Source organism: Halomonas almeriensis, assembly GCF_030409235.1.
Lineage (GTDB): Bacteria > Pseudomonadota > Gammaproteobacteria > Pseudomonadales > Halomonadaceae > Halomonas > Halomonas almeriensis.
Genome location: NZ_JAUFPO010000006.1, coordinates 475612 through 487714 on the forward strand (window position 1 = coordinate 475612; position 12103 = coordinate 487714).

General features: G+C 61.6%; 12 protein-coding genes and 2 tRNA genes. 9 read left to right on the plus strand and 5 right to left on the minus strand.

Annotated elements, in window-relative coordinates:
* Nucleotides 1-53 precede the first annotated feature (53 nt).
* A complete protein-coding gene (locus QWY74_RS06110) occupies nucleotides 54-812 on the minus strand; it encodes a DeoR/GlpR family transcriptional regulator (RefSeq protein WP_264825197.1) in 759 nt (252 codons plus the stop codon).
* A gap of 235 nt (nucleotides 813-1047) precedes the next feature.
* Here QWY74_RS06110 and glpK point away from each other — a divergent pair, with 235 nt between their 5' ends.
* The 3 genes from glpK to QWY74_RS06125 all read left to right on the plus strand — a co-directional run bounded on the left by glpK (nucleotide 1048) and on the right by QWY74_RS06125 (nucleotide 2831).
* Nucleotides 1048-2556: a glycerol kinase GlpK gene (gene glpK / locus QWY74_RS06115; RefSeq protein WP_290313986.1), complete on the plus strand. Its 1509-nt coding sequence runs from the start codon at nucleotides 1048-1050 to the stop codon at nucleotides 2554-2556.
* A 95-nt stretch (nucleotides 2557-2651) separates the two neighbouring features.
* Nucleotides 2652-2728, plus strand: a tRNA-Val gene (locus tag QWY74_RS06120).
* 26 nt (nucleotides 2729-2754) lie between these two features.
* Nucleotides 2755-2831 (plus strand) — tRNA-Val (locus QWY74_RS06125).
* Nucleotides 2832-2922: 91 nt separating this feature from the next.
* On the opposite strand, the gene QWY74_RS06130 is transcribed toward QWY74_RS06125, so the two are convergent.
* The 4 genes from QWY74_RS06130 to QWY74_RS06145 form a co-directional block, all read right to left on the minus strand.
* Nucleotides 2923-3390, minus strand: coding sequence for a GAF domain-containing protein (locus tag QWY74_RS06130; protein ID WP_264825199.1), 468 nt, complete (start codon nucleotides 3388-3390; stop codon nucleotides 2923-2925).
* An 84-nt stretch (nucleotides 3391-3474) separates the two neighbouring features.
* Nucleotides 3475-4263: a MetQ/NlpA family ABC transporter substrate-binding protein gene (locus tag QWY74_RS06135; protein WP_264825200.1), complete on the minus strand. Its 789-nt coding sequence runs from the start codon at nucleotides 4261-4263 to the stop codon at nucleotides 3475-3477.
* Between the two features lie 99 nt (nucleotides 4264-4362).
* Entirely contained in the window at nucleotides 4363-5016 is a 654-nt protein-coding gene (locus QWY74_RS06140) for a methionine ABC transporter permease (protein WP_264825201.1), read from the minus strand.
* Nucleotides 4997-6055, minus strand: a complete 1059-nt coding sequence (locus tag QWY74_RS06145) for a methionine ABC transporter ATP-binding protein (RefSeq protein ID WP_264825267.1) — start codon at nucleotides 6053-6055, stop codon at nucleotides 4997-4999. The genes QWY74_RS06140 and QWY74_RS06145 overlap by 20 nt, the downstream gene beginning before the upstream one ends.
* 487 nt (nucleotides 6056-6542) lie before the next feature.
* On the opposite strand from QWY74_RS06145, the gene QWY74_RS06150 reads away from it, so the two are divergent.
* From QWY74_RS06150 to QWY74_RS06175, 6 genes are all read left to right on the plus strand, one after another.
* Nucleotides 6543-7172 carry a riboflavin synthase subunit alpha gene (locus tag QWY74_RS06150; protein ID WP_290313987.1) on the plus strand — a complete coding sequence of 210 codons (630 nt, stop codon included), beginning with the start codon at nucleotides 6543-6545 and terminating at the stop codon, nucleotides 7170-7172.
* A 111-nt stretch (nucleotides 7173-7283) separates the two neighbouring features.
* On the plus strand, nucleotides 7284-8588 hold the full coding sequence (locus QWY74_RS06155) for an NCS2 family permease (protein ID WP_264825203.1): 1305 nt from the start codon (nucleotides 7284-7286) through the stop codon (nucleotides 8586-8588).
* 22 nt (nucleotides 8589-8610) lie between these two features.
* Nucleotides 8611-9156 carry an adenine phosphoribosyltransferase gene (locus QWY74_RS06160; RefSeq protein WP_264825204.1) on the plus strand — a complete coding sequence of 182 codons (546 nt, stop codon included), beginning with the start codon at nucleotides 8611-8613 and terminating at the stop codon, nucleotides 9154-9156.
* 44 nt (nucleotides 9157-9200) lie between these two features.
* Nucleotides 9201-9884, plus strand: a complete 684-nt coding sequence (ung, locus tag QWY74_RS06165; RefSeq protein ID WP_264825205.1) for a uracil-DNA glycosylase — start codon at nucleotides 9201-9203, stop codon at nucleotides 9882-9884.
* Between the two features lie 144 nt (nucleotides 9885-10028).
* Complete coding sequence (gene upp, locus QWY74_RS06170) at nucleotides 10029-10658, plus strand: uracil phosphoribosyltransferase (protein WP_264825206.1); 630 nt, start codon at nucleotides 10029-10031, stop codon at nucleotides 10656-10658.
* 355 nt (nucleotides 10659-11013) lie between these two features.
* Nucleotides 11014-12102: an ABC transporter ATP-binding protein gene (locus QWY74_RS06175; protein WP_264825207.1), complete on the plus strand. Its 1089-nt coding sequence runs from the start codon at nucleotides 11014-11016 to the stop codon at nucleotides 12100-12102.
* Nucleotide 12103 lies beyond the last annotated feature (1 nt).

Below are 12103 nucleotides of genomic sequence, written 5' to 3' on the forward strand. Positions count from 1 at the left end.
GGTATGGCCGAGCGGGGCAGGAGCGAAGCGGAAATGGGGTGCCTGTCGTGGCGTCAAGCCAGGAACAGCTTGACCTCATGCTGAGCCAAGAGTTGCTGAATGCTCTCCGAGGGTGTGCGATCGGTAAAGAGAGCGTCCAGCTGCGATAGATTGCCCTGACGTACCACGGGGTTGCGCTGGAACTTGGAGTGGTCGGCGGCCAGGAAGACCTGGCGGGAGTTGTGGATGATGGCCTGCGCCACCCGGACCTCCTGATAGTCGAATTCCAGGAGTGAGCCGTCTTCATCGATACCGCTGATGCCGATGATGCCGACATCCACCTTGAACTGGTTGATGAAGTCGATGGTCGCTTCGCCGATGATGCCGCCATCCCGGGAGCGGATCTGACCGCCGGCGATGATCACGTTGAAGTCTTCCTTGTGCTGCAGGATCGCGGCGACATTGAGATTGTTGGTGATGATCTCGAGCCCGCGGTGGTCGAGCAGGGCTTCGGCGATGACCTCGTTGCTGGTGCCGATGTTGATGAAAAGCGAGGCATGATCCGGAATCTGATGGGCCAGTAGCGCGGCGATGCGCTGCTTGGCCTCGAGGTTGAGTGTCTTGCGTGTGGCGTATGCCGTGTTGACGGTGCTCGACTCCATGCCGGCACCGCCATGGACGCGTCGGATATGGCCCTCGGCGGACAACTGATTGAGGTCGCGGCGAATGGTCTGAGGGGTAACCGCAAAGTGCTCGGTGAGCTGCTCGATGCTGGCATAGCCCTGGCGTCCCACCAGCTCGAGAATGCTGGCCTGACGTTGTTGTTGATTCATGGCGGCTCCTTTGCCATCGATTTTACGATATCGGCGGGGACAATGCAGCGCGGCCCGGTATGCGGCGAAGGTCTTAGTCGCCGAAGGCCAATGCGAATTGAGCAGTGGGCTGCTGTGGAGTAGTCTTTGTGATCATAAACGAACATTTTCGTTGGAAAACGAAATTGCGCGACGATTCATGCGACGTACGACAATCCGGCCCTTTGGCCGCTGTCCATAACAACAGGATGCTTGCATGGCCTCTTATCTGCTCGCCATAGACCAAGGTACCACCAGCTCGCGTGCCATTGTATTCAACCAGGAAGGTAGCGTGGTGGTAACCGCGCAACGGGAATTCGAACAGCATTATCCCCGGGATGGCTGGATCGAACATGACCCCGAGGCCATCTGGGAGACGGTGGTCGCCACCTGTCGGGAAGCCGTCGAGCGTCTGGACGGTGACGTCGAACTGATCGACGGGATCGGCATTACCAATCAGCGGGAAACCACCCTGGTCTGGGACCGCGAGACCGGTGAGCCCCTCTACAATGCCATTGTCTGGCAGGATCGGCGGACCGCCGATGCATGCGAAAAGCTGCGCACCGCCGGCCATGGCGAGATGCTCCAGGCCAGAAGCGGTCTGTTGATTGACCCGTATTTCTCCGCCAGCAAGATCGCCTGGATCCTGGATGAAGTCCCCGGTGCCCGTGAGCGGGGGGAGCGCGGCGAACTGGCCTTCGGCACCGTGGATACCTTTCTGATCTGGCGGCTGACCGGGGGCAGGGTTCATGCCACCGATGCCACCAATGCCTCGCGCACTGCGCTGTTCAATATCCACGAGCAGTGCTGGGACGCTGAGCTGCTGGAGCTCTTCGGCATTCCCGAGGCCATGTTGCCGGAGGTCCTGGACTCCAGCGATGACTTTGGCACGACCGAGGCGGAATGGCTCGGCGCCGAACTGCCGATTGCCGGAGTGGCCGGTGATCAGCAGGCTGCCCTGGTCGGCCAGGCATGCTTCAGCCCGGGAATGGGCAAGAGTACCTATGGCACCGGCTGCTTCATGATCGTCAATACCGGCGAAGAAGCCGGGGTCTCGCGAAATCGACTCCTGACCACCGTGGGCTATCGCCTCAATGGCGTCACGACCTATGCCATGGAAGGCAGCATCTTTGTCGCCGGTGCCACCGTGCAATGGCTGCGTGACGGTCTTCAGCTGTTCGCCGATGCCGCCGAAACCGAGGCGCTGGCCAGCAAGACACGGCGTGGTCACAGTGTTTATCTGGTGCCGGCCTTTACCGGACTGGGGGCGCCACACTGGGACCCCAAGGCGCGGGGTGCTATTCTCGGGCTGACGCGTGATACCGGCATCGCCGAGATTGTCGCCGCCGGTTTGCAGGCGGTCTGCTACCAGACCCGTGACCTTCAGGTGTGCATGAACGATGACATGAGCGTCGGTTCCAACACCCTCAGGGTCGACGGCGGCATGGTGGGTAACAACTGGGTCATGCAGTTTCTGGCCGACATGCTGGGGGTTCAGGTGGATCGTCCGACGGTGCTGGAAACCACGGCCCTGGGCGCGGCGTACCTGGCGGGACTGCGCCTCGGCTGGTACCGCGACCTGGACGACATCGCCGGGCTTTGGCGCTGTGAGCGAAGCTTTTATCCGGCCATGGAGGAGGAGGAACGCAGCCGCCTCTATGCCGGTTGGCTGGAAGCCGTCGACAGGGTGCGCACCAACCCCGACGAGCATGACGCAAGTGCTTGATCTCGGGGACGTCGTCGGCATCAATGCAGGGGTTGCATTTCTACGCCGGATAGGTAGAATACGCATCCGTTGTCGCGGCGCCAGCCGCCGAATACAGGACCATAGCTCAGTTGGTTAGAGCGCCACGTTGACATCGTGGAGGTCGGCGGTTCAAATCCGCCTGGTCCTACCAAGCTGGCCGTGCCGACAATCCGACTCAGGACCATAGCTCAGTTGGTTAGAGCGCCACGTTGACATCGTGGAGGTCGGCGGTTCAAATCCGCCTGGTCCTACCAGATTGAAAAAAGCCCCGGAGCATCACGCTTCGGGGCTTTTTGTCTGCCTAGACGCCTTTCCTGATGTGGCGCGCTGACCGTTCAAGTGCGCCTAGTCGACGAAAGCCGCCAGCCGGCTGCGTGCCACGAACACGTCGACCAGCGCCTCGATGCCCGCCTGATCCTCCGCGGTGAAGCGGTCGACTTGCGGACTGTCGAGGTCCAGTACGCCCCACAATTGGTCGTCGACGACCACCGGAATGACCAGCTCGGCCCGGGAGGCAGCGTCGCAGGCGATATGATCGGCAATGGCGTGCACGTCATTGACACGCTGTGTCTGCCGGCTTCTGGCCGCGGCGCCACAGACGCCCTTGTCGAAGGGGATCGGGTGACAGGCCGGCTTGCCCTGGAAGGGGCCCAGATGCAACATGCCCGGCCGGCGCTGCAGGTAGAACCCCACCCAATTGAGATCAGGCAGCTCCTCAATGAGCAGCGCGCAGGTCTGGGCGCTATTGGTCAGCCAGTCGGGGGTATCCAGCAGGGCATCGAGCTGCCTGGACAGCAGAGCGTAGTCGGGCATGATGTTGCGTTCCTTTGAAAATTTGAGGCCGGCACTCTGGCCGGCCTCCGTTACCCGGCCATCCGGGGTAACGCGATATTCGACTTACTTCCAGCCGGGCACGGCCTGGGCACCAAAGAGCTCCTCGGCCTTGGCTTCGACCGCATCACTCTGATAGGCGTCGACCAGCTGCTGAATGGTTTCCTTGTCTTCATCGCCGCCACGCACGGCAATGATGTTGACGTAGGGTGACTCCGGACCTTCCTTGATCAGCGCATCATCCAGGGTCAGGCCGGCGGGCTGGGCAAAGGTGTTGTTGATGAAGGCCATGTCGACGTCGGGCAGCACGCGCGGCAATTGGGCGGCCTCGATCTCGCGAAACTCGAAGTCGTGCGGGTTCTCGACAATGTTGAGCGGCGTGGCTTCGAGGTTGCTCGGGTCGTCCAGGGTGATCAGGCCTTCGTTGTGCATCAGGATCAGCGAACGGCCTTCATTGGATGGGTCGTTGGGCAGGGCGATAGTGGCTCCGTCGGGCAGTGCCGCGATGCTGTCGTATTGCTCGGAATAGGCACCGATCGGATAGACGAAAGTGCGCCCGGCAATAGCGAAGTCGTAGCCGCGGTCCTCGACCATGGACTGCATGTAGGGTTCATGCTGGTAGGCATTGGCATCCAGGCTGCCATCGGCCAGGGCCGCGTTGGGCGTGACATAATCGGTGAACTCGGTGATCTCGATATCCAGGCCGTGATCGCGTTCGGCGATGTCGGCAGCGACCTGCATGACCTCGGTTTCCGGACCCGCCACGGTACCGACCTTGAGGGTAGAGTCTTCGGCATGGGCCTGTCCGATGACTAGGGCGGAAGCGGCAAGGCCGCCGATCAGTATATGACGCATGACAGTGTCTCCTTGATGAAATGGGGATAACGGCTGACTATCATATTGGAATAACCAGGGTATGTGTAATTCATTTTAGTTATTGATAGATGGTTCCGCTCACTTGTGGTCACTCTTGCGCACCAGGTAATCGCCGAGGCTCTGGAAGCCCTGTACCATCACGACCAGGATGGCCACGGTGATCAGCATGATGGTCGGGTTGAAGCGGTTGTAACCGTAGCGGATGCCCAGGTCGCCGAGGCCGCCCCCACCGACGGCGCCGGCCATGGCCGAGTAGCTGACCAGGGTGACGATGGTCACGGTCAGAGCGGTAAAGATGCCGCCTCGGGCCTCGGGCAACAGTACCCGGGAGATGATCTGCCACGGGGTGGCCCCCATCGACTGGGCGGCTTCGACCAGCCCCGGGGGAACCTCGTTCAGGGCGCCCTCGACCAGCCTGGCAATGAAGGGTATGGCGGCAATCGTCAGTGGCACCACGGCGGCATTGGTGCCGATGGACGAGCCGACCAGCATGCGTGTGAAGGGAATGATGGCCACCATCAGGATGATGAAGGGGACCGAGCGACCGATATTGGTCATGATGCCAAGCGCGCTGTTGAGCATCGGCTGGGCCAGTATCTGCCGGGGGCGGGTGACATACAGCATGACCCCCAGGGGGATGCCGAGTGCGGCGGCGATAAGCCCGGACACGGCGACCATGTAGAGCGTGTCCAGGGTGGCTTCGAGAATGAGGTTAAGCATCGCGCTGGACATAGCCAAGCACCTCCACTTGCAGATCATGGTCGTTCAGATAGGTCAGGGCTCGCCGGGTATCCTCGACGTCGCCCATCAGCTCGGCGATCATCAGCCCCAGGGTGCGGTCCTGAATCGACTCCACCTTGGCCTGGAGGATGCTGACATCCACGCCGCAATCGCGGGCCAGTCGGGACACCAGCGGGGTCGATACCGCATCGCCGGAAAAGGTCAGACGCACCACGGGATGACTGTGCTCGCCGGGCTGGTCCTCGAGCCGCTGAACGAGGGCGTCGGGTGGCTCCAGTTCGAGGAAGTCGTTGAGAAAATCACGGCCGAGCTGGGTGGTCGGCGCCGTGAAGAAGTCCCCGACGTCGGCGGCCTCGACCAGCTCGCCCCCGGATATCAGGCTGACGCGATGGCAGATCGACTTGACGACCTCCATCTCATGGGTGATCAGCAGGATGGTCAGGCCCAGCTTGCGGTTGATGTCGCGCAGCAGCTCGAGGATGGCGCCGGTGGTGTGCGGGTCGAGGGCCGAGGTGGCCTCGTCGCACAGCAACACCCTGGGGCGGCTGGCCAGTGCCCGGGCGATGGCGACCCGCTGTTTCTGCCCGCCGGATAGCTGGGCGGGATATTGGCGCGCCTTGTCATCCAGCCCCACCAGGTCCAGTAAGGGCGTGACCCGCTCGCGGATCTCTCGCCGCGACACACCCATCAACTTCAGCGGTAGGGCGACATTGTCGAACACGGTGCGCGAGGTCAGCAGATTGAAGTGCTGAAAGATCATGCCGATACGGTGGCGCGCCTGATTGAGCTCATCTCTCGACAATCCGGTGAGTTCCTGACCGTCCACGCTGACCGTGCCGGTGGTAGGGCGCTCGAGGAGATTGACGCAGCGAATCAGCGTCGATTTGCCGGCGCCGGAGAGCCCGATCACGCCATGGATCTGCCCCTGCGGTACATGCAGGTCGACCGGCTTGAGGGCTTTCACTGCCCGGGCGTTGCGGCGCTGGCTCGTGGGGTAGTACGTCTTGGAAACGTTGTGCAGTCGAATCATCTGGGCCACCGAGGGTGGCGCCGCTGATCCCGGTGCGGGCAGGCAGGGCGGGGCGAGTAGAGCGCCCCGGGGCAGGCGGTCAGCAACACAGCTCACCCTTTTAGCTGCATTTCACGCCGCGACGTCTGGCCTCTGCGGCGCTGGCGCCCGCAATCCGGGGTCAAATCGGCGCCTGCGAAATGTAGCGCGATACCCTATGGCGCCCGGCGTGGTATGTCAAACCGCGAGGGCCTTGCTTCATTCCAGTGTCCCGGGTGAGCAGTGGAAAACCCGGATATTGACCTCGGGCAGATAAAACGGGGCAAGCGGGTCCCGCCTTCCCTTGCCCGCTCGGCCGGCTCCGCGGGCCGGAGGCGCCAGCGTGGACGCCGGAGGAGGCGTTGCATAGACTATCGGTTCGCGTTGTCGTCGGCCGGGGAGCGCAGGCTCGCCCATGGCCGCATGGCGCCCATGCCGTCGGCAGTCATTCCACCAGCGGGGAAGCATCATGTTCACGGGAATTGTTCAGGGCACCGCCGAGGTCGTGGCCATCAGCGAGGCAGAGGACTTTCGCAGCCATGTCCTTCGTTTGTCGGAACCTCTGCGCGCCGGACTCGAGATCGGTGCCTCGGTGTCGCATAACGGCGTATGCCTGACGGTCACCGCCATCGACGGCGAGCGGGTCAGTTTCGATCTGATGCGCGAGACGCTCAAGGTCACCAACCTGGGCGCTTTGCAGGTCGGCGATCGGGTCAATGTCGAGCGGGCCGCGCGGTTTGGTGACGAGATCGGTGGGCACGCCATGTCGGGGCATGTCATGGGCATGGCGCAGATCGTGGACATCGAGAGTTCGCCCAACAACCGGCGTATCTGGTTTTTGCCACCCCAAGAGCTGGCGCGCTTTCTCTTCGATAAGGGGTACATCGGTGTCGACGGCACCAGCCTGACTATCGGCCGTGTCGAGAGCGACCCGGAAGTCGGCGCGGTGCGTTTCTGTGTCGACCTGATACCGGAGACGTTGGCACGCACGGTGATCGCCGAGCGAGTGGTGGGCGAGCTGGTGAACCTGGAGATCGACCCTCAGACCCAGGCCATCGTCGAAACGGTTGAGCGGGTGCTGGCCGGGCGTGGGCACTGAGGGGCCCGGACGGGCGTCTCGCAAGATGCGGCACCATCCGCTATCATGTCGCGTTTTCTTGCTCCCGGACTCCAGCTATCGCCGGTACAGCCGGCGTAAAGGACACGACTGATGCTCAAACGCAGGATCGACAACCATTTCAAGCTCGCCGAGCACGGCACCACGATCAGGACGGAAGTGATCGCGGGTATCACCACCTTCCTGACCATGGCGTATATCATCTTCGTCAACCCGAGCATTCTCTCGGAGTCCGGCATGGATTATGGTGCGGTTTTCGTGGCGACCTGCCTGGCCTCGGCGCTTGGCTGTCTGATCATGGGGCTCTGGGCCAACTATCCGATTGCGCTGGCGCCCGGCATGGGGCTCAATGCTTTCTTTACCTATGGCGTGGTCATGGGCATGGGATATAGCTGGGAAGCCGCGCTTGGGGCGGTCTTCCTGTCCGGTCTGACCTTCTTCCTGCTCAGCATCTTTCGCATCCGCGAGTGGATTATCAACTCGATTCCCATGTCCTTGCGCCTGGGAATCGCGGCGGGTATCGGGCTTTTTCTGGCGATGATTGCCCTGAAGAACGCCGGTGTTGTCGTGGCCAACGAGGCGACCTTCGTGACCCTTGGCGATCTGACCGAGCCCTCGGCTCTCTATGCCTTGCTGGGTTTTTTCGTGATCACGGCGCTGGCCCATCTGCGGGTCACCGGCGCGGTGATGATCGGTATTCTCGGCGTGACAATCATCGCCATCCTGCTTGGCCACAATGAATTCGGCGGTATCATGTCCATGCCGCCGGCGATTGCGCCGACCTTCATGGCCATGGACCTGATGGGCGCGCTGGATGTGGCGATGCTCAGCGTGGTCTTTGCCTTCCTGTTCGTCGATCTGTTCGATACCTCGGGCACATTGATCGGTGTGGCGCATCGCGGCGGACTGCTCGACGAGCGGGGTCGGTTACCGCGTATCGGCAGGGCCATGATGGCCGACAGCTCGGCTTCCATGGCCGGTGCCGCCTTGGGCACCTCGACCACCACCAGCTACATCGAGTCGACCGCGGGCATTGTCTCGGGTGGTCGGACCGGCCTGACCGCTGTGGTGGTGGCATTGCTCTTTCTGGTCAGCCTCTTCTTCGCGCCGCTGGCGGGTTCGATTCCTGCCTATGCAACGGCCGGGGCTCTGCTCTATGTGGCCGTACTGATGGCTGGTAGTCTGGCCCATGCCGACTGGGAGGACGCCACGGAAGCTGCACCGGTGCTGATCGCCGCGCTGGCCATGCCCCTGACCTTCTCGATCGCCGAAGGCATCGCCCTGGGCTTCATCAGCTTCGTGGCAATCAAAGCCCTGGCAGGACGTTTTCACGACCTGAACCCGGCTGTGGTCATTCTGGCGCTGGTGTTTGCCGCCAAGTTCCTGTTCCTCGACTGACATTTACCGACTGAGATTCGTGATGAGCATCTACGGCGACTATATCAAGTCTGTGGTTCGTACCGTTCCCGACTGGCCACAGGAAGGGGTCAACTTTCGCGACATCACGCCCCTTTTGCAGAACAGTGCGGCGTTCCGCAAGCTGATCGACAGCTTCGTGCACCGTTATCAGGAGATGGAGCTCGACGCCATTGCCGCCATCGACGCCCGCGGCTTCATCATCGGGGCGCCTCTGGCCTATGAGTTGGGCTGCAGTTTCGTGCCGGTGCGCAAGAAGGGCAAGCTACCGTTCCAGACCATCAGCGAGACTTACACCCTGGAATACGGAGAGGCGGAAGTGGAGTTGCACGCCGATGCTTTCCGTGAGGGAGATCGCATTCTGCTGGTCGATGACCTGATTGCGACCGGTGGCACCATGCTTGCGGCGGCCAAGCTGATCACGCGCAGTGGGGGGCTGGTGGTCGAGACCTCGACTATCGTCGATCTGCCCGACCTGGGCGGTGGGCAGCTGATTCGTGATGCCGGGTACAGCGTCTTTGCGGTCTGCTCGTTCACCGAGGACGAGTGACGCCCGTGCGCTTCGGTCGATCCCTCGAGATTTAGGGGTGAGGCATGAGCAAGGTACTTCCCGATAGCTGGCATGATCACCTCGGTGGCGAATTCGAGGCCTCCTACATGCAGGCCTTGCGGGATTTTCTGGCGGCCGAGAAGGCCGCGCATAAGGTTATTTACCCGCATTCCTCGCAGTGGTTTCGCGCCTTTGAGCTGACCCCGCTAGATCAGGTGCAAGTGGTGATTCTGGGTCAGGACCCTTATCACGGCCCTGACCAGGCTCATGGCCTGTGCTTCTCGGTACGCCCGGGTATTCAGATACCGCCATCTCTGCACAACATCTACAAGGAGCTCAAGGCCGATCTGGGCTGCCAGCCGGTCGATCATGGCTTTCTCGAAAGCTGGGCACGCCAGGGGGTTCTGTTGCTCAACACCTCGCTGACGGTGGAGCAGGGTAATGCCGGTTCGCATCGAGGCAAGGGTTGGGAGACCTTTACCGACCGTGCCATAGAGGCCGTCAATCAGCACGCCGGGCCCACCGTTTTCCTGTTGTGGGGTGGTCCGGCGCGCAAGAAGAAGGCGCTGATCGACACGCGTCGCCACCTTGTTCTCGAGGCGCCGCATCCGTCGCCGCTCTCGGCCTACCGGGGGTTCTTCGGTTGTCGGCATTTTTCGGCTGCCAATAGCTTCCTGGTCGAGCAGGGACGAAGCCCTGTGGATTGGCAGCTTCCCGACCAGCCATGAGCCAGTCTGCCCGGGAAGGGTGTAGGCGCCTTATGGTGCCAGCTTAACCTTGCGGCGGGATACGGGTAGAATGCTCGGCGATCTGTGCCGGGCTGCTTGCCCGGATGGCCATCGACCCAACCCGCCGCCAAGAGGTTCTCGCCCATGAGTGTCCACGCCATTCAACATCCGCTCGTCCAGCACAAACTCGGCCTGATGCGCCAGGCAGGCATCAGCACCAAGAGCTTTCGCGAGCTGGCCGGCGAGGTCGCCAAGTTGTTGACCTACGAAGCTACCCAGGACCTTGAGCTGGTGCATCAGGACATTCCTGGCTGGAGTGGCGAACCCATTACCGTCAATCAGCTCAAGGGCAAGAAGGTCACCATCGTGCCCATTCTGCGTGCCGGCCTGGGCATGCTGGAGGGCGTGACGGACCTGATCCCCAGCGCGCGCGTCAGCGTCGTGGGGCTGTATCGCGATGAAAACACCCTCGAGCCTGTTCCCTATTTTTCCAAGTTCGTCGGTGACCTCGACGAACGCATGGCAGTCGTCATTGACCCGATGCTTGCCACCGGTGGCTCCATGGTGGCAACACTGGACATGCTGCGAGAGCAGGGCTGCAAGCACATCAAGGTCATTGTGCTGGTGGCGGCACCGGAAGGCATCGAGCGCGTGCAGCGCGATTACCCCGAGCTCGAGATCTACACCGCCTCGGTGGACGAGAAGCTCGACCACAACGGCTATATCGTGCCCGGTCTGGGCGATGCCGGTGACAAGATCTTCGGCACGCGCTGAGAGCCGCTGGCCCGGTGCTCGAAGGGCTCCCCGGGGCCGGTGGGTATCAGGGGGGAGTCAGGAGTCGCTGCCGGCGGCTCCTTTTTTTGTTTGTAAATGTTCGAAATCGAAAATATAGAGCCATGGGTTGGCCAGGAACCCTGATAATTGCCTGCTTGCCGGATACTAGACAAAAGTTATAGCCGGGATATTTATCCTTTATATTCAAAGCCTTGTGTTGTAAATCGGGCCGTGATTGCGGTCTTGTCAGATATTTTCGCGAATTTACATTTGTGTCTGAATTCGAATATCGGCTAACGTGACGTGACACGCCTGCTTAGCGTGATCTCAACAACAACGAACAGCCGAGATCCGTATGTCATTGACCCTAGAAAATATTGATCGGGTGGTCGGCGGCGAGACGCACATCGCCAGCATGAACCTGACGCTGGAGCCCGGATCCTTCAATGTGTTGCTCGGCCGGACCCTGTCGGGCAAGACCAGCCTGATGCGCCTGATGGCGGGCCTGGATACGCCCACGCGAGGGCGAGTGCTGATGAACGGCGAGGATGTCACCGGCCGCTCCGTTCGCCATCGCAACGTGTCCATGGTCTATCAGCAGTTCATCAACTACCCGAGCCTGTCGGTCTACGACAATATCGCCTCGCCGCTCAAGCTCTCCGGTGTCGCCAGGGCCGAGATTGATCGTCGGGTTCGCGAAATTGCCGAGATGCTGCATATGGAGCACCTGCTGGATCGCCTGCCCCTGGAGCTTTCCGGCGGCCAGCAGCAGCGCACGGCCATGGGGCGAGCCCTGGTCAAGGATGCCGATGTGGTCCTTTTCGATGAGCCGCTGGTCAACCTGGACTACAAGCTGCGCGAAGAATTTCGCGAGGAATTGCGCTCGGTATTCAGCGAGCGCAACTGCATTGCCGTCTATGCGACCACCGAGCCCGGTGAGGCTCTGGCGCTGGGCGGCAACACGGCGGTATTGCATGAAGGACGCTTGCTGCAGTACGGCCCCACCGAGGATGTCTATCACCGGCCGGGCAACATCGAAGCGGCAGAGATGTTCTCCGAGCCCCCCATCAACATCGTCAAGGGCATCGTCTCGGGCGCCGAGATCAGCTTCGACAAGCACCTGCGCTTTCCGGCTGGCAAGGAGCTGGGCACGCTTTCCCCGGGGGAGTATCGTTTCGGTATCCGCGCTTCGCACATCACGCTGGCGCCACGCGCCGAGGATGATGTCGAGATGGCAATGACTGTGGACCTGGCCGAAATCAGTGGTTCTGAAACCTTTCTGCACGTCCACAATGACCAGTTCTTCATGACGGTCCACTTGGAGGGCGTGCACGAATTCGCCGTGAATGCGCCGATCAAGCTGTATTTCCCGGCTCACAAGGTCTATGCCTTCGACCGCGCTGGAGCGGTGGTCCACATACCCACACACCTGGGAGGGATCTGAC

Excerpts from the sequence above, each read along its gene's own strand:
- QWY74_RS06160 (WP_264825204.1), top strand. The coding sequence starts at position 8,611 with ATGAGCATCTACGGCGACTATATCAAGTCTGTGGTTCGTACCGTTCCC.
- QWY74_RS06110 (WP_264825197.1), bottom strand. The coding sequence starts at position 812 with ATGAATCAACAACAACGTCAGGCCAGCATTCTCGAGCTGGTGGGACGC.
- QWY74_RS06145 (WP_264825267.1), bottom strand. The coding sequence starts at position 6,055 with ATGATTCGACTGCACAACGTTTCCAAGACGTACTACCCCACGAGCCAG.
- upp (WP_264825206.1), top strand. The coding sequence starts at position 10,029 with ATGAGTGTCCACGCCATTCAACATCCGCTCGTCCAGCACAAACTCGGC.
- QWY74_RS06130 (WP_264825199.1), bottom strand. The coding sequence starts at position 3,390 with ATGCCCGACTACGCTCTGCTGTCCAGGCAGCTCGATGCCCTGCTGGAT.
- QWY74_RS06135 (WP_264825200.1), bottom strand. The coding sequence starts at position 4,263 with ATGCGTCATATACTGATCGGCGGCCTTGCCGCTTCCGCCCTAGTCATC.
- QWY74_RS06175 (WP_264825207.1), top strand. The coding sequence starts at position 11,014 with ATGTCATTGACCCTAGAAAATATTGATCGGGTGGTCGGCGGCGAGACG.
- ung (WP_264825205.1), top strand. The coding sequence starts at position 9,201 with ATGAGCAAGGTACTTCCCGATAGCTGGCATGATCACCTCGGTGGCGAA.
- QWY74_RS06155 (WP_264825203.1), top strand. The coding sequence starts at position 7,284 with ATGCTCAAACGCAGGATCGACAACCATTTCAAGCTCGCCGAGCACGGC.
- QWY74_RS06140 (WP_264825201.1), bottom strand. The coding sequence starts at position 5,016 with ATGTCCAGCGCGATGCTTAACCTCATTCTCGAAGCCACCCTGGACACG.
- QWY74_RS06150 (WP_290313987.1), top strand. The coding sequence starts at position 6,543 with ATGTTCACGGGAATTGTTCAGGGCACCGCCGAGGTCGTGGCCATCAGC.
- glpK (WP_290313986.1), top strand. The coding sequence starts at position 1,048 with ATGGCCTCTTATCTGCTCGCCATAGACCAAGGTACCACCAGCTCGCGT.